Source organism: Aeromonas bivalvium, assembly GCF_046078285.1.
Classification (GTDB): Bacteria; Pseudomonadota; Gammaproteobacteria; order Enterobacterales; family Aeromonadaceae; genus Aeromonas; species Aeromonas bivalvium.
In genome coordinates this window covers 611204-628199 of sequence record NZ_JBGXBV010000001.1, presented here as the reverse complement: position 1 = coordinate 628199, position 16996 = coordinate 611204, and the positions used below count along the sequence as shown (strand labels likewise).

General features: G+C 57.5%; 20 protein-coding genes, 1 tRNA gene and 1 riboswitch. Of the genes, 16 read left to right on the top strand and 5 right to left on the bottom strand.

Annotated elements, in window-relative coordinates; translation table 11 throughout:
- The first annotated feature begins 65 nt into the window (after nucleotides 1-65).
- The 5 genes from rpsA (at nucleotide 66) to pyrF (ending at nucleotide 4460) form a co-directional block, all read left to right on the top strand.
- Nucleotides 66-1736, top strand: a complete 1671-nt coding sequence (gene rpsA / locus ACEUCR_RS02830; protein WP_041994277.1) for a 30S ribosomal protein S1 — start codon at nucleotides 66-68, stop codon at nucleotides 1734-1736.
- Nucleotides 1737-1828: 92 nt separating this feature from the next.
- Nucleotides 1829-2113 (top strand): integration host factor subunit beta, encoded by a 285-nt coding sequence (ihfB, locus tag ACEUCR_RS02825; RefSeq protein ID WP_041994274.1) that lies wholly within the window; start codon nucleotides 1829-1831, stop codon nucleotides 2111-2113.
- Nucleotides 2114-2270: 157 nt separating this feature from the next.
- Nucleotides 2271-2567: a LapA family protein gene (locus ACEUCR_RS02820; RefSeq protein ID WP_041994271.1), complete on the top strand. Its 297-nt coding sequence runs from the start codon at nucleotides 2271-2273 to the stop codon at nucleotides 2565-2567.
- Between the two features lie 9 nt (nucleotides 2568-2576).
- Entirely contained in the window at nucleotides 2577-3743 is a 1167-nt protein-coding gene (gene lapB, locus ACEUCR_RS02815) for a lipopolysaccharide assembly protein LapB (protein WP_408787898.1), read from the top strand.
- 15 nt (nucleotides 3744-3758) lie between these two features.
- Nucleotides 3759-4460: an orotidine-5'-phosphate decarboxylase gene (gene pyrF, locus ACEUCR_RS02810; protein ID WP_041994265.1), complete on the top strand. Its 702-nt coding sequence runs from the start codon at nucleotides 3759-3761 to the stop codon at nucleotides 4458-4460.
- Here the strand turns inward: pyrF and rrtA are convergent.
- On the bottom strand, nucleotides 4435-5013 hold the full coding sequence (rrtA, locus tag ACEUCR_RS02805; RefSeq protein ID WP_408787895.1) for a rhombosortase: 579 nt from the start codon (nucleotides 5011-5013) through the stop codon (nucleotides 4435-4437). The genes pyrF and rrtA overlap by 26 nt on opposite strands.
- Between rrtA and ACEUCR_RS02800 the strand changes: the two genes are divergently transcribed.
- Genes ACEUCR_RS02800 through ACEUCR_RS02780 form a run of 5 tightly spaced genes read left to right on the top strand, consistent with a single transcriptional unit; the run spans nucleotide 5012 to nucleotide 7849 of the window.
- The gene (locus ACEUCR_RS02800) at nucleotides 5012-5635 is read left to right on the top strand and encodes a tRNA-uridine aminocarboxypropyltransferase (RefSeq protein WP_041994519.1); all 624 of its coding nucleotides are present in this window, start codon (nucleotides 5012-5014) and stop codon (nucleotides 5633-5635) included. The genes rrtA and ACEUCR_RS02800 overlap by 2 nt on opposite strands.
- Before the next feature lie 13 nt (nucleotides 5636-5648).
- Nucleotides 5649-6338, top strand: a complete 690-nt coding sequence (gene queC, locus ACEUCR_RS02795) for a 7-cyano-7-deazaguanine synthase QueC (RefSeq protein ID WP_408787892.1) — start codon at nucleotides 5649-5651, stop codon at nucleotides 6336-6338.
- A 51-nt stretch (nucleotides 6339-6389) separates the two neighbouring features.
- Nucleotides 6390-7061 (top strand): 7-carboxy-7-deazaguanine synthase QueE, encoded by a 672-nt coding sequence (queE, locus tag ACEUCR_RS02790; RefSeq protein ID WP_041994516.1) that lies wholly within the window; start codon nucleotides 6390-6392, stop codon nucleotides 7059-7061.
- The gene (locus ACEUCR_RS02785; RefSeq protein ID WP_041994256.1) at nucleotides 7062-7292 is read left to right on the top strand and encodes a DUF3820 family protein; all 231 of its coding nucleotides are present in this window, start codon (nucleotides 7062-7064) and stop codon (nucleotides 7290-7292) included.
- Nucleotides 7289-7849, top strand: a complete 561-nt coding sequence (locus ACEUCR_RS02780; protein WP_041994252.1) for a cob(I)yrinic acid a,c-diamide adenosyltransferase — start codon at nucleotides 7289-7291, stop codon at nucleotides 7847-7849. Before ACEUCR_RS02785 ends, ACEUCR_RS02780 begins: the two co-directional genes overlap by 4 nt.
- A gap of 82 nt (nucleotides 7850-7931) precedes the next feature.
- Here ACEUCR_RS02780 and ACEUCR_RS02775 read toward each other — a convergent pair whose 3' ends face one another.
- Nucleotides 7932-8333 (bottom strand): H-NS family histone-like protein, encoded by a 402-nt coding sequence (locus tag ACEUCR_RS02775; RefSeq protein WP_041994249.1) that lies wholly within the window; start codon nucleotides 8331-8333, stop codon nucleotides 7932-7934.
- A 316-nt stretch (nucleotides 8334-8649) separates the two neighbouring features.
- A riboswitch (Lysine riboswitch) is annotated at nucleotides 8650-8821 on the top strand.
- Between the two features lie 86 nt (nucleotides 8822-8907).
- On the opposite strand from ACEUCR_RS02775, the gene ACEUCR_RS02770 reads away from it, so the two are divergent.
- Together ACEUCR_RS02770 and ACEUCR_RS02765 are read left to right on the top strand one after the other, a co-directional pair.
- Nucleotides 8908-10482, top strand: a complete 1575-nt coding sequence (locus tag ACEUCR_RS02770) for a Na+/H+ antiporter NhaC family protein (protein WP_408787890.1) — start codon at nucleotides 8908-8910, stop codon at nucleotides 10480-10482.
- An 85-nt stretch (nucleotides 10483-10567) separates the two neighbouring features.
- The gene (locus ACEUCR_RS02765; protein WP_041994243.1) at nucleotides 10568-11149 is read left to right on the top strand and encodes a thymidine kinase; all 582 of its coding nucleotides are present in this window, start codon (nucleotides 10568-10570) and stop codon (nucleotides 11147-11149) included.
- 81 nt (nucleotides 11150-11230) lie between these two features.
- Here the strand turns inward: ACEUCR_RS02765 and ACEUCR_RS02760 are convergent, their stop codons facing one another.
- Nucleotides 11231-12568, bottom strand: a complete 1338-nt coding sequence (locus ACEUCR_RS02760) for a flavohemoglobin expression-modulating QEGLA motif protein (RefSeq protein WP_408787888.1) — start codon at nucleotides 12566-12568, stop codon at nucleotides 11231-11233.
- 156 nt (nucleotides 12569-12724) lie between these two features.
- Here ACEUCR_RS02760 and ACEUCR_RS02755 point away from each other — a divergent pair, with 156 nt between their 5' ends.
- Both ACEUCR_RS02755 and ACEUCR_RS02750 read left to right on the top strand, forming a co-directional pair.
- Complete coding sequence (locus ACEUCR_RS02755; protein ID WP_084205273.1) at nucleotides 12725-13180, top strand: type III secretion system chaperone family protein; 456 nt, start codon at nucleotides 12725-12727, stop codon at nucleotides 13178-13180.
- Between the two features lie 135 nt (nucleotides 13181-13315).
- Nucleotides 13316-13403, top strand: a tRNA-Ser gene (locus ACEUCR_RS02750).
- Nucleotides 13404-13599: 196 nt separating this feature from the next.
- On the opposite strand, the gene cspD is transcribed toward ACEUCR_RS02750, so the two are convergent.
- A complete protein-coding gene (gene cspD, locus ACEUCR_RS02745) occupies nucleotides 13600-13818 on the bottom strand; it encodes a cold shock-like protein CspD (RefSeq protein ID WP_041994233.1) in 219 nt (72 codons plus the stop codon).
- A gap of 230 nt (nucleotides 13819-14048) precedes the next feature.
- Here cspD and clpS point away from each other — a divergent pair, with 230 nt between their 5' ends.
- On the top strand, nucleotides 14049-14366 hold the full coding sequence (clpS, locus tag ACEUCR_RS02740) for an ATP-dependent Clp protease adapter ClpS (RefSeq protein ID WP_041994230.1): 318 nt from the start codon (nucleotides 14049-14051) through the stop codon (nucleotides 14364-14366).
- A 59-nt stretch (nucleotides 14367-14425) separates the two neighbouring features.
- The gene (clpA, locus tag ACEUCR_RS02735; RefSeq protein ID WP_041994221.1) at nucleotides 14426-16678 is read left to right on the top strand and encodes an ATP-dependent Clp protease ATP-binding subunit ClpA; all 2253 of its coding nucleotides are present in this window, start codon (nucleotides 14426-14428) and stop codon (nucleotides 16676-16678) included.
- A gap of 65 nt (nucleotides 16679-16743) precedes the next feature.
- On the opposite strand, the gene infA is transcribed toward clpA, so the two are convergent.
- Nucleotides 16744-16962, bottom strand: a complete 219-nt coding sequence (gene infA / locus ACEUCR_RS02730) for a translation initiation factor IF-1 (RefSeq protein WP_005300033.1) — start codon at nucleotides 16960-16962, stop codon at nucleotides 16744-16746.
- Between the last annotated feature and the right edge of the window lie 34 nt (nucleotides 16963-16996).

Genomic DNA, 16996 nt, shown 5'->3' with positions numbered 1-16996 from the left:
AGATTATTTCAAACAGCCCCGCTGGTGCCGGATTGCTAGTGGATGTTTCATTTGTGACACAAACAATGATCGAATCTTTTGCTCAACTCTTTGAAGAGTCCCTGAACTCCGTTGAAACCCGTCAAGGTTCCATCGTCAAGGGTACCGTCGTTGCCATCGAGAACGGTTTCGTTCTGGTTGACGCCGGCCTGAAATCCGAGTCTGCCATTCCTGCCGAAGAATTCAAGAACGCCCTGGGCGAGCTGGAAATCAACGTAGGTGACACTGTCGACGTAGCTCTGGACTCTATCGAAGATGGTTTCGGCGAAACCAAGCTGTCCCGCGAAAAAGCCAAGCGCCACGAAGCCTGGCTGCAGCTTGAAAAGGCTTACGAAGAGCAAGCTACCGTTATCGGTATCATCAACGGCAAGGTCAAGGGTGGTTTCACCGTTGAACTGAATGGCATCCGTGCCTTCCTGCCGGGTTCTCTGGTTGACGTGCGTCCGATCCGTGACACCGCTCACCTGGAAAACAAAGAACTCGAATTCAAGGTCATCAAGCTGGACCAGAAGCGCAACAACGTTGTCGTTTCCCGTCGTGCCGTGATCGAGACCGAGAACACCTCCGAGCGTGAAAGCCTGCTGGCTAACCTGCAAGAAGGTCAAGAAGTCAAGGGTATCGTCAAGAACCTGACCGACTACGGTGCATTCGTAGATCTGGGCGGTGTTGACGGCCTGCTGCACATCACCGACATGGCGTGGAAGCGCGTTAAGCATCCTTCCGAAATCGTCAACGTTGGCGACGAGATCTCCGTCAAGGTACTGAAGTTCGACCGCGAGCGTACCCGTGTCTCCTTGGGCCTGAAGCAGCTGGGCGAAGATCCCTGGGTTGCTATCGCCAAGCGTTACCCGGAGACCACCCGTCTGTCTGGCCGCGTGACCAACCTGACCGACTACGGCTGCTTCGTTGAAATCGAAGAAGGCGTTGAAGGCCTGGTACACGTTTCCGAGATGGATTGGACCAACAAGAACATCCACCCGTCCAAAGTTGTCAACGTTGGCGACCTGGTAGATGTCATGGTCCTGGACATCGACGAAGAGCGTCGTCGTATCTCCCTGGGTCTGAAGCAGTGCAAATCCAACCCGTGGCAGCTGTTTGCCGAAACTCACGCCAAAGGCGACCGTGTTTCCGGCAAGATCAAGTCCATCACCGACTTCGGTATCTTCATCGGTCTGGATGGCGGCATCGACGGCCTGGTTCACCTGTCTGACATCTCTTGGAACAACCAGGGCGAAGAAGCCGTGCGTGAATTCAAGAAAGGCGACGAGATCGAAGCCGTTGTTCTGCAAGTGGATCCGGAGCGTGAGCGCATCTCCCTGGGCGTCAAGCAGATCGAAGAAGACCCGTTCAACAAGTACCTGTCTGACAACAAGAAAGGTGCTATCGTGAAGGGTAAGGTTACCGAGGTTGATGCCAAAGGTGCCGTGATCGAACTGGCTGACGGTGTTGAAGGCTACCTGCGTGCCTCCGATGCTGCCCGTGACCGCGTAGAAGACGCCACTCTGGTGCTGTCTGTTGGTGACGAAGTGGAAGCCAAGTTCATGGGTGTTGATCGTAAGAACCGCACCGTGAGCCTGTCCGTCCGTGCCAAGGACGAAGCTGACGAGCGTGTTGCTATCGATTCTCTGAACCAGCAAGAAGAAGTTGTGTTCAGCAATGCCATGGCTGAAGCGTTCAAAGCCGCCAAGGGTGAGTAATCCTTGATGCAAGAAAAGGGCGGCTTCACGCCGCCCTTTTTTATCCTGGCAAAATGAATATTGCATGTGATCGGGGAAGGAGATTTAACCTTATGACCAAATCAGATCTCATCGAACAATTGGCTGCGAGCCGCATGCATATGCCGGCCAAGGATGTTGAGGCCGCCATCAAGGAGATCCTTGAGCAGATGGCATCGACTCTGCAAAACGGCGATCGGATTGAAATTCGCGGTTTTGGCAGCTTTTCTCTGCACTATCGCGCACCCCGCGTAGGCCGTAATCCCAAGACTGGCGATAAAGTGGAGCTGACGGGCAAATATGTGCCGCACTTCAAACCAGGCAAGGAATTGCGAGAGCGTGTCAATCTCGCTGAATAATGCAGAAAACGGCATACCTGAGTATGCCTTTTTTGTTTTTGCTCGCCCTATTGCGTCAATTAGCCTGTTTCTGAAAGTCTTTTCCCTTTCTCTCTAGAGTCTGTGGCTGATTTTAAGGATAATCACTGGGTCTCTTCGATACTGACAGGAAGATCCCATGAAGCGTGTCTTGGCTCTTATCCCTCTGGTACTGGTCTTTATCTTCACCCTGGCCCTCGGATCACAAAATGGTCAGCTGGTGCAATTCAACTATTTGATTGCCCAAGGCGAGTTCTCGCTCTCCCTGCTGCTGGGTCTCTTCTTCGGTACGGGTTTCCTCCTCGGCTGGCTGGTATTCGGCCTGCTCTATCTGCGGATAAAGCTGCAAAATCGTACACTGAATCGCACCGTGCGCCGGCAATCCCGCCAGCTGGAATTGGCCACAGCATCGGACAAGGAGTCCGGTAAGGAATAACGTTCCTCTATGCTTGAACTGCTTTTCCTGCTGTTGCCCATCGCCGCTGGTTATGGCTGGTACATGGGGCGCAGGAGTGTTCGCCAGGACACCCAGAAACAGAGCAATCAGTTTTCCCGCCAGTACGTGGCGGGGCTCAACTATTTGCTCTCCGACGAGTCTGACAAGGCCGTCGATCTCTTCATCCAGCTGCTCGAAGTTGACAGCGATACGATTGAAACTCACCTCTCCCTCGGCAATCTGTTCCGTCAACGGGGCGAGGTCGATCGTGCCATCAAGATCCATCAGAATCTGGTCAGCCGTAAGCTGACCCGAGAGCAACGCCAGCTGGCCCTGCAGGAGCTGGCGCGGGATTTTCTGGCGGCCGGTCTGCTCGATCGGGCCGAGGCCATCTGGGTCGAGCTCTGCGAAGATGCGGATTTCGAGGAGACGGCGCTGACCCAGTTGCTGATCATTCATCAACAGCTGCGTGATTGGCAGCAAGCCATCCTGGTGGCCCAGCGCCTGCAAAAATTCCCCGGCAAGAAGCTGGCCGAGCCCATCTCACACTTTCACTGCGAGCTGGCCGAGTTGGCCCTGATGGACGGCAACGAGGCAGAGGCCCTGGCTCGGCTCAAGAAGGCGCTGGGGGTCAATCCCAGCTGTGCCCGTGCGTCCTTGCGTCTGGCGACCCTGGCGATGGCACAAGGGGAGTATCTGCAAGCGAGCCGAGAGCTGCTGCGGGTATTCGAACAGGATATCGATTTTGCCTCCGAGGCCATGCCGCTGCTGGACCAGTGCTATCAAGCGCTGGGTCGCAGCCAGGAGCTGATCCCGCTGCTTGAAAAGGCGGTGGAGGGGAATGCGGGGGTGAGTGTGACCCTGGCGCTGGCCAGGCTGGTGGAGGAGCGCGATGGTCTGAGCCAGGCCAGAACCCTGGTGTTGCGCCAGCTGCGTCGCCACCCCTCGATGAAGGGGTTCTACCAGCTGGTGGGCTTCCAGCTCGCCAGTGCCGAGCCTGGCCCGGCCAAGGAGAGCCTGGAGCTGCTGCAGCAGCTGGTTGGTGAACAGATCAAGATAAAATCCACCCACAAGTGTCGTCAGTGCGGCTTTGCCACGCACTCTCTGTTCTGGCAATGCCCCTCCTGTCGACAGTGGGGATCCATCAAGCCGATCCGTGGTCTGGACGGTGAATAACCTATAGGAAGAGAGATGTTAGATCCCAAAGTCTTGGTCGCGCTCGATTACCAGCGTGAAGCCGATGCCCTGGCCTTCGTGGACCGGGTCTCCCCCTCCCAGTGCCGCCTCAAGGTCGGGAAGGAGATGTTCACCCTGTTTGGTCCCCAGTTCGTGCGCCAGCTGGTGGCCAAGGGCTTCGATGTCTTCCTGGATCTGAAATTCCACGACATCCCCAATACGGTTGCCAAGGCGGTGGCGGCGAGTGCCGAGCTGGGGGTCTGGATGGTAAACGTGCATGCCAGTGGCGGTGAGCGGATGATGCGGGCCGCCAGGGAGGCGCTGCTGCCTTATGGTGACAAGGCGCCGCTGCTCATCGGGGTGACGGTGCTGACCAGCATGGAGCAAGGGGATCTGTCCGGGATCGGCCTGGATATCAGCCCGGCCGAGCAGGTGCTGCGTCTGGCCCGACTGACCAAGGATGCCGGACTCGACGGTGTGGTCTGCTCCGCCAACGAGGCGAGCGAGCTCAAGGGGGCGCTGGGGGAGGCTTTCTTGCTGGTGACTCCGGGGATCCGCCCGACCGGCGCCGCCCAGGGCGATCAGCGCAGGGTCATGACTCCGAGCGAAGCGGTGGCGGCGGGAGCCGATTACCTGGTCATTGGTCGTCCGATCACCCAGGCGACCGATCCGGCCCTGACCCTTGGCGAAATCAACGACGAACTCGCCAACCGCTGATGACAACGGTGAGCAGGCCGAGCACCAGGCCTGCTCCCGCCCCAATCAGGTGCGATCCCGTGTGAACCCTGGCTCCGATCAGCATGGCGGCCGGGCTGTCTCCCCCCGTGTAGTGATCCAGCCACAACTTGATGGCAATCCCCAGCAACATGAGCCAGCCGGAATGGCGGCGGTGGCGGATATCCGCCATGGCGCCCCAGACGAAGAGACCATGCAGCACGCCGGAGAGACCCATGTACCACTGGGTGTGCGGATAGTAGAGCCAGATGCCGAGGCCGACTGCGATGGCGAGCAGTGCCAGCAGGAGCGGGAAGCCCCAATCCTGCAGGTAATCGCAGAACAGGGCGTAGAGTACCAGCAGGCCCGAGAGATTGAGCAGTAGGTGCCACAGATTGGTGTGAGCCAGATTGCCTGTTATGATGCGCCACCCTTCTCCCTGGTCAATCAGGACCCGGTTGAAGGAGATGAGGTCATTTGGCACTGTGAAGAAGAGGATCAGGCAGGCGAGTGAGAGCGTGATAAGCCAGAATAGCCCGGATGTGACTGACGACATGAAACAACCCAACGATCAAGACAGTCGCTACTGTACACGCTGTACCCGCGCCCTCAAAGCCTGTCTATGTGAATATATTCACCCCGTTATCAATCGGGTGCCCCTGCTCATCTTGCAACATCCAGGCGAAGTGGGTCATCCCAAGGGAACGGCGGCCCTGCTGGCAGCCAGCCTGGCCCATGTCGAGATCCGGGTCGGGGAGGACTTTCGCGAAGACGCCGTACTGGCCCGCTGGCTGGCACAGCGGCGCTGCTATCTGCTTTGGCCAGATGAGCAGGCACAATCGCTCGCCAGCCTGCGCGCCAGTCTGCCCGATGATGCAGAGGCACCGCCCTGCTTCGTGCTGCTCGACGGCACCTGGCGCAAGGCCTACAAGATGCTGCGCCTCAATCCGGCGCTCGCCGCCCTGCCAAGGCTCTCCCTCGCCACGGCCGAGGGGCAGTACCTCATCCGCAAGAAGCCCTTCTCCACGGCGCTCTCGACCCTGGAGGCGGGCTATCATCTGTTATCGCAATGGGAGGGCGACGCCGTCAGATACGCCCCCTTGCTGAGCCTCTTCCATCGTCTCAACGAGCAGTGGCTCTCCTATTCGACGCGCACGCCAGAGTCGCGGCGCCCCTAAGAGGATCTATCCAGTGAGAAAAGCAGTTGTCGTGTTCAGTGGCGGCCAGGACAGCACCACCTGTCTGGTGCAGGCCCAGGCCCATTATGATGAGGTGCACGCCATCACCTTCGATTATGGTCAGCGTCATCTGGCCGAAATCGCGACGGCCCGGGCCCTCGCCACGCAATTGGGGGTGGCGGCCCACAAGGTGATGGATGTCACCCTGTTGGGAGAGCTGGCGGTGTCGGCCCTGACCCGGGATCATATTCCGGTCAGTACCGAGCTGCAGGACAATGGCCTGCCCAATACCTTCGTGCCGGGGCGCAACATACTGTTTCTGACCCTGGCGGCCATCTATGCCTATCAGGTCGGGGCCGAGGCGGTGATCACAGGGGTGTGCGAGACCGATTTTTCCGGCTATCCCGATTGCCGCGACGAGTTCGTCAAGGCGCTCAATCATGCGGTGGCCCTCGGGCTGGATCGCGGGCTGCGCTTTGAGACGCCCTTGATGTGGCTCGACAAGGCCGAGACCTGGGCGCTGGCCGACGAGTTCGGTCAGCTGGCACTGGTGCGCGAGCAGACCCTCACCTGTTACAACGGTCTGATCGGTGACGGTTGCGGCACCTGCCCCGCCTGTATCCTGCGTCGCCGCGGGCTGGAGCAGTATCTGACCGATCGGGTGGGCGTTCGTCAGCGCCTCGAGCACAAACGGGGGCGTTGAGCCCCTCTCACCCCGAACGGGGTCACAGCCATTGGTAACCGTCGTTTTATGATGCACTACCCGATAAACGAGATTTTTCAAACCATCCAGGGGGAGGGGGTCTTCACCGGCCTGCCCGCCATCTTCGTGCGGCTGCAAGGCTGCCCGGTTGGCTGTCCCTGGTGCGATACACGCCACACCTGGGTGGTCGATCCGGCGCGAGAGGTGCCCATCAGCCAGGTACTCAATTGTTCTAATGAGTCCGATGGTTGGAGTGGAATGAGCAGTGCCCAGATAGTGGCCAGCTTTGCCGAGCTTGGCTACAAGGCCAGACACGTGGTGATCACGGGAGGGGAGCCCTGTCTCTATGATCTCACCGAGCTGAGCGAGACCCTGCATCAGGCCGGATATCAGCTCCAGATCGAGACCAGCGGCACCAGCGAGGTGCTGACCCATCCGGCCACCTGGGTGACTGTCTCGCCCAAGATCGGCATGCAGGGTGGTCTGAGTGTCTTGCCTGGCGCCCTGGCACGGGCCAACGAGATCAAGCATCCCGTGGCCATGATGCGCCATGTGGAGGAGCTGGACGCCTTGCTGGCCAGCGCCAGCTTGCGGGAAGATGTGGTCATTGCCCTGCAACCCATCAGCCAGAAACCCAGGGCAACCGAGCTGGCCATGGCGGTCTGCATCGAGCGTAATTGGCGCCTCTCTATTCAGACTCATAAATATCTGGATATCGATTAAATGACCCCCCTGGCCGACGAGCAGATATTGCTGACCCTTGCCAATTCCATGCCCTACGGGAAATATCGTGGCAGGCGGATCATCGATTTACCCGAGCCCTATCTGGTATGGATGGCCAGGAGCGGGTTCCCGGCCGGTTCACTGGGCCAATCCCTGGCATTGGCCTATGAAATCAAATTAAATGGGCTCGAAACCATGATAGTGCCCATCATCGACAGGATATCAGGATGAGAATATATACCCGGCAAGGGGACAAGGGGATGACCCGTCTGGCTGACGCGACCCGCATCGCCAAAAATCATCAGCGCGTGGCCAGTTATGGCGATATAGATGAATTAAATTCTCATATAGGTCTGCTCGCTGCAAAAATAGCCGATTCACATCCTGAACTATTAGCCGATCTGACCCTTATTCAGCAGGAGTTATTTGATCTTGGGGGAGAACTGGCATTTTCGAGCGAGGCGCAGTCGAGCGCTATTTGGCAAGTCAATGAGGGCTGGACCGCGCGGCTGGAATCCCAGATAGACCATTACAGTGCGCAGTTGCCTCCCTTGCGCCAGTTTATTTTACCCGGCGGCTCGGAGGCGGCGGCCCAGGCTCATGTGGTGCGCACCCTGACCCGTCGCTGCGAGCGGCAATTGCTGACCTTGAGCGAACAGGAGCAGATAAACCCTGCCGTCATCCCATATGTCAACCGGCTCAGTGACTGGTTCTTTACCCTGGCACGCTTCGTGCTGCGCCAGGAGGGCAGGGCCGAAGTGTGCTGGGTCAAGGCTGCGGACAGGTAATAGGGTAGGGATATGTTGCTGCCGTGACCAATAAAAAACCCTCGCATCGCGAGGGTTTTTTTAATGATTTGGCCTGACCCTATCAGATGGCGAAATCCGTCAGGGATTTACCTTCTTCGATGGCTTTGGCGATGGCGGAAGGCATACGGCCCTGACCGGTCCAGGTTTTTTCAACCCCGTTGTCATCATAACGGTACTTGGGAGGGCGCGGCGCACGCTTGCTGCCTTTTGCCGGCTCTGCGCTGGGGGCCGCGCTGACCAATTCCGCCGGGTCTATGCCTGCGGCTTTCAGCATTTCGGTATATTCATTGATTTTACGCTGACGCTCTTCGCGAGCCTGACGATCTGCAGCCTCATCTTCCTGACGTTCGGCAACGATGGCGGAGAATTTCTCCAACCCTTCTTCCAGTTGTTCCAGAGTCAGCTCACGGCAAGCGGCACGCAGGCTACGGATATTCAGCAATACTTTCAAAAATTCAGTCATAGTGGTTACCATGCGAGCAAGAAAAGGGATAAATATGAATAGCTATTTTCAGGTAATTTATACGTCAGGGTGTCATTAAGTCAAGCTGCGATAATTAATAATCAAGTCATAAGGTTCTGGAACATTATTTTCTCTCTCTGTCGCTGTGTTAATTGGCTGCAGGGGCCTGAAGGAGGAGTCATCAGACTAAAATCTCGCCACTCGACACCAGGATGAAGTCTTGTACTGGTTTTGCTGGGGAGATATCGATTCGAATGAGTATTTAATCAAAAAACTTGATATAAAATAGCGGCACGATAAAATACCCGCCGAATACCTTTTAAGTAGAGGCGCGCTGCCTATAACTATTCATGCCGAGGGTGATGCCTGCGACGCATGGAGAAAGGAGTCAGCGCCGAAGTGATCACGCCATCATGCAGGGTCGCTGGGATTGCATCGAACAGGTGCAGTACTGCCATAGTCAATCACTATGGAGCGCTACTGAAGGGGCGGAGGAGTCACCCCTCACGGGCTCGTTTTCTTCTTTATCCTCTCGGTAGATCTCCACCTTATTCGTTATAGGTGCCAAGAGATCATGGACATTACCCATTACGCCGATTCGGCGTGGTCCCTCATTCCCCCCCTGGCGGCCGTCGCGCTGGCCGTGACCACCCGCAAGGTGCTGCTCTCCCTCGGAGTGGGTATCGTGCTGGGCTGCCTGTTGGTCAACCAGTTTGCCCCCCTGGCCAGCGCCCAGTACCTGGGTCAGGTTGCCAAGGGGATCGTCTGGTCTGACGGCGCACTCAATGGCTGGAACGTCAACATACTGCTGTTCCTGCTATTGCTGGGAGGCATCATCAGCCTGCTGACGGTCTCGGGGGCGACCCTGGCGTTCGCCGAATGGGCCGCCGCACGCATCAAAGACCGGCGGGGCGCCAAGCTGCTGACCGGGCTGCTGGTATTCCTGTTTTTCATCGATGACTATTTCCACAGCCTGTCGGTGGGGACCATCTGCCGCCCCTTGACCGATCGCTTCAATATTTCCCGCGCGAAGCTGGCTTATCTGCTGGATTCCACGGCGGCTCCCGTCTGCGTGCTGATGCCCATCTCGTCCTGGGGGGCTTATATCATCGCCCTCATCGGCGGCATTCTGACGGCCCATGGCATCCAGGATCAGAGCCCCATTTCCGCCTTCGTGCAGATGATACCGATGAACTTCTATGCCCTGTTCACCCTGGCCATGGTGCTGGTGGTGATCGCGTTCCAGCTCGACATTGGTCCCATGCGTCGTCATGAGCAACGGGCGCTCGAGGGGCAGCTGTGGGATCCGGCCAAGGGCGTGCCGCCTGGCAGCAGTGGGGATTTGCCCGTCTCCAGCCGTGGTCGGGTGCTCGATCTGGTGCTGCCCATCCTGACCCTGACCGCGTCGACCGTCTATTTCATGATGGCCTCCGGCGCCGCCGCCCTGACAGAAAAGGGGCTGCCATTCGGGGTGCTGGGCGCGTTTGAAAATACCGATGTCGGGGCGTCTTTGGTCAATGGCGGCCTGTGCGGCCTCGGGGTGGCCGTGGTGCTGACCCTGCGCATGGGCCTGGCCCTGCGCACCTGGCTCGAGGTCATCAAGCACGGCGTCATGGCCATGCTGCCCGCCATCTACATTCTGGTGTTTGCCTGGGCCATTGGCGCCGTGATCCGCGATGTGGAGACGGGCAAGTATCTTGCCTCACTGGCCCAGAGCGGCCTGCCCATCTCTTTGCTGCCTGTGGTGATGTTCTGCCTCTCCGGCGCCATGGCGTTCGCCACCGGCACCAGCTGGGGTACCTTCGGCATCATGTTGCCCCTGGCCGGTGACATGGCCGCCGCCAGCGAGATCGGCATGATGCTGCCCATGCTCTCTGCGGTATTGGCCGGTGCCGTGTTTGGGGATCACTGCTCCCCTATCTCGGACACCACCATCCTCTCCTCCACCGGTGCCGGTTGCCATCACATCGATCACGTGATGACCCAGCTGCCTTATGCGCTGACCATCGCCGTCGGGGCTGCCGCCGGTTATCTGGCGCTGGGGATGACTGAATCGGTTGGCGTCGGCCTGGTGGTCAGCTGCGCCTGGTTCATCGGGGTGACCCTGTTCTATCTCAGAGCAAACCAGAAGACGGCTGTCACCGTCTGATGCATGACGAGGGGCCTGCGGGCCCCTTTGTTTTTGACGCTTCCCTGCGTTAGCATGCGCGCCATCAATTGGCATCGGAGCAAGCATGGCCTCATTACACTACAAATTCGCCGCGATGAACTCGGGCAAGTCCACCCAGCTGATCCAGGCGCACTTCAACTATCTCGAACGCGGCATGCACCCGCTCGCCATGACGCCGGCCATCGATGACAGGTTCGGGCTCGGGGTGATCAGCGCCCGGGTCGGTCTGGAGTTGAAGGTAGAAGTGTTCAGCGACAGCTGCGATCTGTTCGAGATGGTCAAGGCACGTCATGCCGAACAGCCCATCGATGTGTTCATCGTCGACGAGGCGCAGTTTCTCACCAAGGAGCAGGTCTATCAGCTGGCACGGGTGGTGGACGAGGCGGACATCCCCGTGATCGCCTACGGGCTCAAGACAGATTTTCGTGCCGAGCTGTTCCCCGGTTCGTACCATCTGCTCTGTCTGGCGGACAAGGTGGAGGAGCTCAAGAGCATCTGCTGGTGCGGCAACAAGGCGCACATGAATGCCAGGGTCAATGCCGATGGCCAGGTGGCGCGGGACGGCGCCCAGGTGGAAATTGGGGGCAATGCCCGCTACGTCTCCCTGTGCCGCAAGCATTATCTGATTGGCCAGGCGTTTCGCTGAGGCGCTCGACGCGACAAGGTAAAGAAGGCCCTATTGGGCCTTTTTTATTGCGCGGGCGCCCGATGATTTGGCCAGCTTGGCTCAATCAAATTCGCAATCGACCGGGGTGATGATGGGATCCGCCACCGGCAGGCGGTGGAACAGCTGCCGAAAGTGTTGCTGGACCCGGCCGATGTCGACCAGCGACATGCCGGAGGCGAAGCCGAACCAGACGTAGAGACCGGTCAGATCGCGAAACATGGGGGGCAGGTATCGGGGGGCGGCGATCAGTCCCTCCAGATAGTGCTGATAGAGCACAGGAATGTCGTCCAGGGTCACCTTGCCCACAAACAGCATGGGCAGTATCTCGGGGACCCCTTCCAGCACGGCGCTGCGGATGAAGTTGACCGTTTCCACATAGCCCTTCACGTAGGAGAGATCCTTGGTGAAGCAGGCGCCACCAGTCACCATGCCGCCTCGAAACACTCGCTGGGTGATTTTGTAGGCATCATGCTCGCTTGCTCCCTTGTCCAGGAAGTGGCGATAGAGTTCGATGAAATCGGCGCCATTCTCGGCCATGTCGATGGCCATGACCCGATCCGAGATGCGTTTGGCCCGATCCGGGAAAGAGCTAAAGGTGAGCGTCTCGATCAGCACAGCCAACCCTTCCTGACAGGCGGTGATGCGCGGCGAGCCGGCGCTCAGCCAGGTAGCATAGGGTTGCTGGCGGCCATTGAGGGTGGTGCCGACATGCACCCAGCCCTCGTGGACCTCGAGCACTTGCAAGTCCAGCTCGGAGAAGCGGGCATGGCTGCTGAGCTTGATGTAGTCACCCCCGGCGGCGGCGTCCGAGACGATGCCATCGCTCAGCTTGACCTGCACCTGGCCGTCGCGAAAATAACCGGACAGCTTCTCTTGCAGCCGATCGACGGCTGCTTGCCCCTCGAACTCCTTGGGATAGGGGCGCACCAGGTGGCGTGCGCCGGGCAGGGAGAAGATGTCGCACAATCGCTCCCCCAGCTCACGCAGGGTCTTGCGATCGCCGCGAAGGTGGTCGCGGGCCGAGCCATAGAGGTGCTGGCTGTAGCGCAAAAAGTCAGGTTGGCCGCGCTGGCGCAGCATCTCTATCACCACCATGTATTGATCGACGTTGGCCTGGAGGATGCGGCCAAGCTCGTCATGGGGGCCGAGTTTCCTGCGGATCCTGTCTCTGAGCTCCTTGAGCTCCAGGTACTTGTTGCGCGGATCGAAACCGAGGGCCAGCCGCTGATAGAAGTCGGCGTCAATGGCGGGCAGGGTTTTCCCTCCCTTGGCCAGGAAGTCATGGCCAATACGATGAGGCCACTTGATCGCGTCCAAGATGCGGATCGGCTTTTGCAGCACCAGCAGCTCGTCGGAGAGCGACTTGAGGTGCAGGCGATATTTCTCTTGGATGGTCATGGTGACTCGGTGGAGGGCGGGCGTTTGGGTGGGCTGAGTATAAGGTACTGTTCGTGTCAAAAAGAAGCGCAAACACAGCAGGGGAGGGCCTCTGCTTCAGGTTGGCCACAAATTGGTTTAGACTGCGCCCCTCGCTATCCAGAGTTTCGAAACGTCATGATGAATACACCCAGCTCCGAAATGATAATGCGTTGGTTGCAGCAGGCTCGCATTGAACATTATGTCTGCGATCAATGCCATGGCATCCACATCGTCTCCCTGCAGTCCGTGGAGGGCATTCAGGAGAGCCGCGTCTTCGTCGAGGAGGAGGGGCTGCTGTTCTCCTCCGAGCTGGAAGTTCGCCCCTCGGCCCTGTTGCCTCTGGTGGCCGAACTCGGTCGGCTCAACATGCAGTACCCGTCCCTCAAGGTGTTTCTCGACATCATAGATGACAACCTGCCGCGCCTGGTGGTGGGGCATACCGTGTTTACCAAGGCGGGTCTCACCGTCGAGCAGTTCATCCTGTTTGTCCAAAGCACCATCGCCGCCACCCATGAAGTGGTTGCCGAGTGCGAGCGCCTGGGCTTCCTCAATCTGCCGGAGATGGTGGTTGAACCTGGCTCTGTACATTAATCGGGCGGTCAGTCGTCAGGTGGGCAGAAAGCCGTTGACGGGCGCGCGGCTTTCCCCTAAATTACGCCCCGTTCCAGCGCAACAGCGCAGTGAATACCGTGTTGGCTGAACACGTTAAACCACAGGCCAAAATTTGGTGAGGTGTCCGAGTGGCTGAAGGAGCACGCCTGGAAAGTGTGTATACGGCAACGTATCGAGGGTTCGAATCCCTCCCTCACCGCCAAATTTGAAAAACCGACCTCAGGGTCGGTTTTTTGCTATCTGCAGCACTTGTGTGCGCAGTGGCAACAGCCATAGACCCAGAACAGGCAGGAAGAGGGATGTCACTCGCACAAGAGGACCTTATTGAGGCTCTTCATGGTAATAAATAAAAAATCCGGCCTGATATGAGGCCGGATTTTTTATTTATCCATCCTGACTCAGATGTTTTGCGCTTCGTTTGGCACAATAACAGCGGCATGATTCCCCTTCGGACCCTGCTGCAGTTCAAACTGCACGGCCTGGCCCGCCTTCAACGTCTTATAACCTTCCATTTGAATGGTGGAGTAGTGGGCGAAGATATCGTCACCGCCCCCTTCCGGACAGATAAACCCAAATCCTTTTGCGTTGTTGAACCACTTGACTGTTCCGGTTGCCATACTTCTACATCCTTTTATTGATTACCCTGAAGTCGTTGAGTAACCTGCGCCAGCCCATTATAACTAGCTATATCTACCCAATAATGGTGGGGCGCCGATTAGCAAGTAACCAATTTAGTCCAACTGAGAGTCGAGTCAAGAAGTTGTTAACAAGCCCTGTGATCCAGTTAACAACTCTATTGACAGCATGACGGCGGACGGTAGTAATCTAGAGGTACCCAAGCACAGCCATGAGTAAGCAAAAAGAACTCTTTGTTAATGAAGAGATTGCCGAGTCTGAGAAGACCAAGTTGCAGCCACCGCCCATGTACAAGGTGCTGCTCAATAACGACGATTACACCCCGATGGAGTTTGTGGTCGAGGTGTTGCAGCGGTTCTTCCGGATGGATCTGGAGAAGGCAACCCAGATCATGTTGAGTGTGCATTATAGTGGTAAAGGGATCTGTGGCACCTTCACCGCCGAGATAGCGGAGACCAAGGTGGTCCAGGTCAACACCTATTCACGTAATAACGAACATCCACTGCTATGTACGATGGAAAAGGCCTAAACGACATGACGTGATGACAAGACGACACCACATTGTTGCTGTACTGAGGGGAGGTGCCTATGTTGAACAAAGAGTTAGAGAAGACGCTGAACGAGGCTTTCAAGCTCGCTCGAGATGAGCGTCACGAATTCATGACCGTCGAGCACCTGTTGTTAGCCCTGCTGGATAACAGCTCAGCCCATGAGGCCTTGAGTTCATGTGGTGCGGATGTGGAACAGATGCGCAAGGAGATCGGTGCCTTTATCAGCCAGACGACCCCGCTGATCGCTGCCGATGACGAGGATCGGGAGACCCAACCCACCCTGGGCTTCCAACGTGTACTGCAACGTGCTGTATTCCATGTGCAATCCTCGGGCCATACCGAGGTCAGTGGTGCCAACGTATTGGTCGCCATCTTCAGCGAGCAGGAATCCCAAGCCGCTTATTTCCTGAAGAAAGCCGACATCAGCCGGCTGGATGTCGTCAACTTTCTCTCCCATGGGGTCCGTAAGGACAGCAAGCCTGACTCTCCGCCCAATAGTGCCGAGTCGGACGACGAGGTCTCTGCCGCCCAGATTGAAAGTTTTGCCACCAATCTCAACCAGCTGGTACTGGAGGGGAGGATCGATCCTCTCATCGGTCGGGATCAGGAACTGAGCCGCACCATCCAGGTATTGTGCCGTCGTCGCAAGAACAATCCCCTGCTGGTCGGAGAGGCGGGTGTCGGCAAGACGGCCATAGCCGAAGGCTTGGCCTATCGCATCGTCAAGGGAGATGTGCCCGAGGTCATTGCCGACAGCACCATCTATTCCCTGGACATGGGCTCTTTGCTGGCGGGTACCAAGTATCGCGGTGATTTCGAGAAGCGCCTCAAGGTATTGCTCAAGCAGATCGAGCGCCAGGAAGGGGCCATCCTGTTTATCGACGAGATCCACACCATCATAGGGGCGGGAGCTGCCTCCGGTGGCCAGCTGGACGCGGCCAACCTCATCAAGCCCTTGCTATCCAATGGTTTGTTGCGCTGCGTGGGGTCGACCACCTATCAGGAATATGCCCAGATATTTGAAAAGGATCGCGCACTGGCGCGCCGTTTCCAGAAGATCGATATCGTCGAGCCCACGATAGATGACACCACCCGTATCTTGATGGGGCTCAAGAGTCGCTATGAGGCGCATCATAGCGTCCGTTATACCGCCAAGGCCATTCGCGCGGCGGCCGAGCTTTCGGCGAAATATATCAACGATCGTCACTTGCCTGACAAAGCCATCGACGTGATCGACGAAGCGGGGGCGGGTCAGCGGCTGCTGCCGGCGAGCAAGCGTAAAAAAGTGATCAATGTGGCCGAAATTGAGGCTATCGTGGCAAAAATTGCGCGGATCCCGGAGAAATCGGTCTCCTCTTCCGATAAAGAGGTGCTCAAGAATCTGGAACGTAACCTCAAGATGGTGGTGTTCGGCCAGGACAAGGCTATCTCTGTGTTGACGGACTCCATTCGCCTCGCTCGCTCCGGCCTGGGCAATGAACACCGCCCTGTTGGCTGTTTCCTGTTTGCCGGCCCGACCGGTGTGGGCAAGACGGAAGTGACCCAGCAGCTGGGCAAGGCGCTCGGGGTAGAGATGTTGCGTTTCGATATGTCCGAATACATGGAGCGGCACACGGTGTCACGCCTGATCGGGGCTCCTCCCGGTTACGTTGGTTTTGAGCAGGGGGGGCTGCTGACCGACGCTGTGATCAAGCATCCCCATGCGGTCTTGCTGCTTGATGAGATAGAGAAGGCGCACCCGGATGTGTTTAATCTGCTGCTGCAGGTGATGGACAACGGGACCCTGACCGATAACAACGGTCGAAAAGCCGATTTTCGCAACATCATTCTGGTGATGACCACCAATGCCGGCGTACAGGAGACCCAGCGCAAGTCCATCGGCTTCCAACAGCAGGATCTCAGTCATGATGCCATGGAGGTGATCAACAAGACCTTCAGCCCCGAGTTTCGCAATCGACTCGACCATACCATCTGGTTCAATCACCTGGATATGGCGGTGATCTACCAGGTCGTCGACAAGTTCATTGTTGAATTGCAGGTCCAGCTGGATGCCAAGGGCGTGTCTCTGGAGATTTCGGAGGGAGCCCGTCACTGGCTGGCCGAGAAGGGCTATGACAGGGCGATGGGAGCCAGACCCATGGGCCGGGTGATTCAGGAACACCTCAAGAAACCCCTGGCCAATGAGATCCTGTTTGGCTCACTGGTCGATGGGGGTATCGTCAAGGTTGAGAGGGTAAATGATAGCCTCAGCTTCGATTTTCAGGTCGATGTTGAAGCCGTGTCCCACTGATCAAACGCCATGAAACGACAAAAAACCCCAACCATCAGGTTGGGGTTTTTTGCTGAATTCCTGGCTTAGCGAGAGCGGAAAACAATACGACCCTTGGAGAGATCGTAGGGAGTCAGAGCGACTGTCACCTTGTCTCCAGTCAGGATACGAATGTAGTTTTTGCGCATCTTGCCGGAAATATGAGCGATAACCACGTGACCATTCTCCAGTTCCACACGGAACATGGTATTGGGCAGGGTTTCCAAGATAGTGCCCTGCATCTCAATACTGTCTTCTTTAGCCATTGAATCCTCTTGATAAGCCACAACAAAAATCCGC

Bases quoted from the DNA above. Each gene is read 5' to 3' on its own strand.
- ACEUCR_RS02755 (WP_084205273.1), top strand. From the start codon at position 12,725: ATGATGAATACACCCAGCTCCGAAATGATAATGCGTTGGTTGCAGCAG.
- ACEUCR_RS02765 (WP_041994243.1), top strand. From the start codon at position 10,568: ATGGCCTCATTACACTACAAATTCGCCGCGATGAACTCGGGCAAGTCC.
- pyrF (WP_041994265.1), top strand. From the start codon at position 3,759: ATGTTAGATCCCAAAGTCTTGGTCGCGCTCGATTACCAGCGTGAAGCC.
- queE (WP_041994516.1), top strand. From the start codon at position 6,390: ATGCACTACCCGATAAACGAGATTTTTCAAACCATCCAGGGGGAGGGG.
- rrtA (WP_408787895.1), bottom strand. From the start codon at position 5,013: ATGTCGTCAGTCACATCCGGGCTATTCTGGCTTATCACGCTCTCACTC.
- ACEUCR_RS02775 (WP_041994249.1), bottom strand. From the start codon at position 8,333: ATGACTGAATTTTTGAAAGTATTGCTGAATATCCGTAGCCTGCGTGCC.
- rpsA (WP_041994277.1), top strand. From the start codon at position 66: ATGATCGAATCTTTTGCTCAACTCTTTGAAGAGTCCCTGAACTCCGTT.
- lapB (WP_408787898.1), top strand. From the start codon at position 2,577: ATGCTTGAACTGCTTTTCCTGCTGTTGCCCATCGCCGCTGGTTATGGC.
- ACEUCR_RS02800 (WP_041994519.1), top strand. From the start codon at position 5,012: ATGAAACAACCCAACGATCAAGACAGTCGCTACTGTACACGCTGTACC.
- ACEUCR_RS02785 (WP_041994256.1), top strand. From the start codon at position 7,062: ATGACCCCCCTGGCCGACGAGCAGATATTGCTGACCCTTGCCAATTCC.
- ACEUCR_RS02770 (WP_408787890.1), top strand. From the start codon at position 8,908: ATGGACATTACCCATTACGCCGATTCGGCGTGGTCCCTCATTCCCCCC.
- clpA (WP_041994221.1), top strand. From the start codon at position 14,426: ATGTTGAACAAAGAGTTAGAGAAGACGCTGAACGAGGCTTTCAAGCTC.
- ACEUCR_RS02760 (WP_408787888.1), bottom strand. From the start codon at position 12,568: ATGACCATCCAAGAGAAATATCGCCTGCACCTCAAGTCGCTCTCCGAC.
- ACEUCR_RS02820 (WP_041994271.1), top strand. From the start codon at position 2,271: ATGAAGCGTGTCTTGGCTCTTATCCCTCTGGTACTGGTCTTTATCTTC.
- ihfB (WP_041994274.1), top strand. From the start codon at position 1,829: ATGACCAAATCAGATCTCATCGAACAATTGGCTGCGAGCCGCATGCAT.
- clpS (WP_041994230.1), top strand. From the start codon at position 14,049: ATGAGTAAGCAAAAAGAACTCTTTGTTAATGAAGAGATTGCCGAGTCT.
- infA (WP_005300033.1), bottom strand. From the start codon at position 16,962: ATGGCTAAAGAAGACAGTATTGAGATGCAGGGCACTATCTTGGAAACC.
- cspD (WP_041994233.1), bottom strand. From the start codon at position 13,818: ATGGCAACCGGAACAGTCAAGTGGTTCAACAACGCAAAAGGATTTGGG.
- ACEUCR_RS02780 (WP_041994252.1), top strand. From the start codon at position 7,289: ATGAGAATATATACCCGGCAAGGGGACAAGGGGATGACCCGTCTGGCT.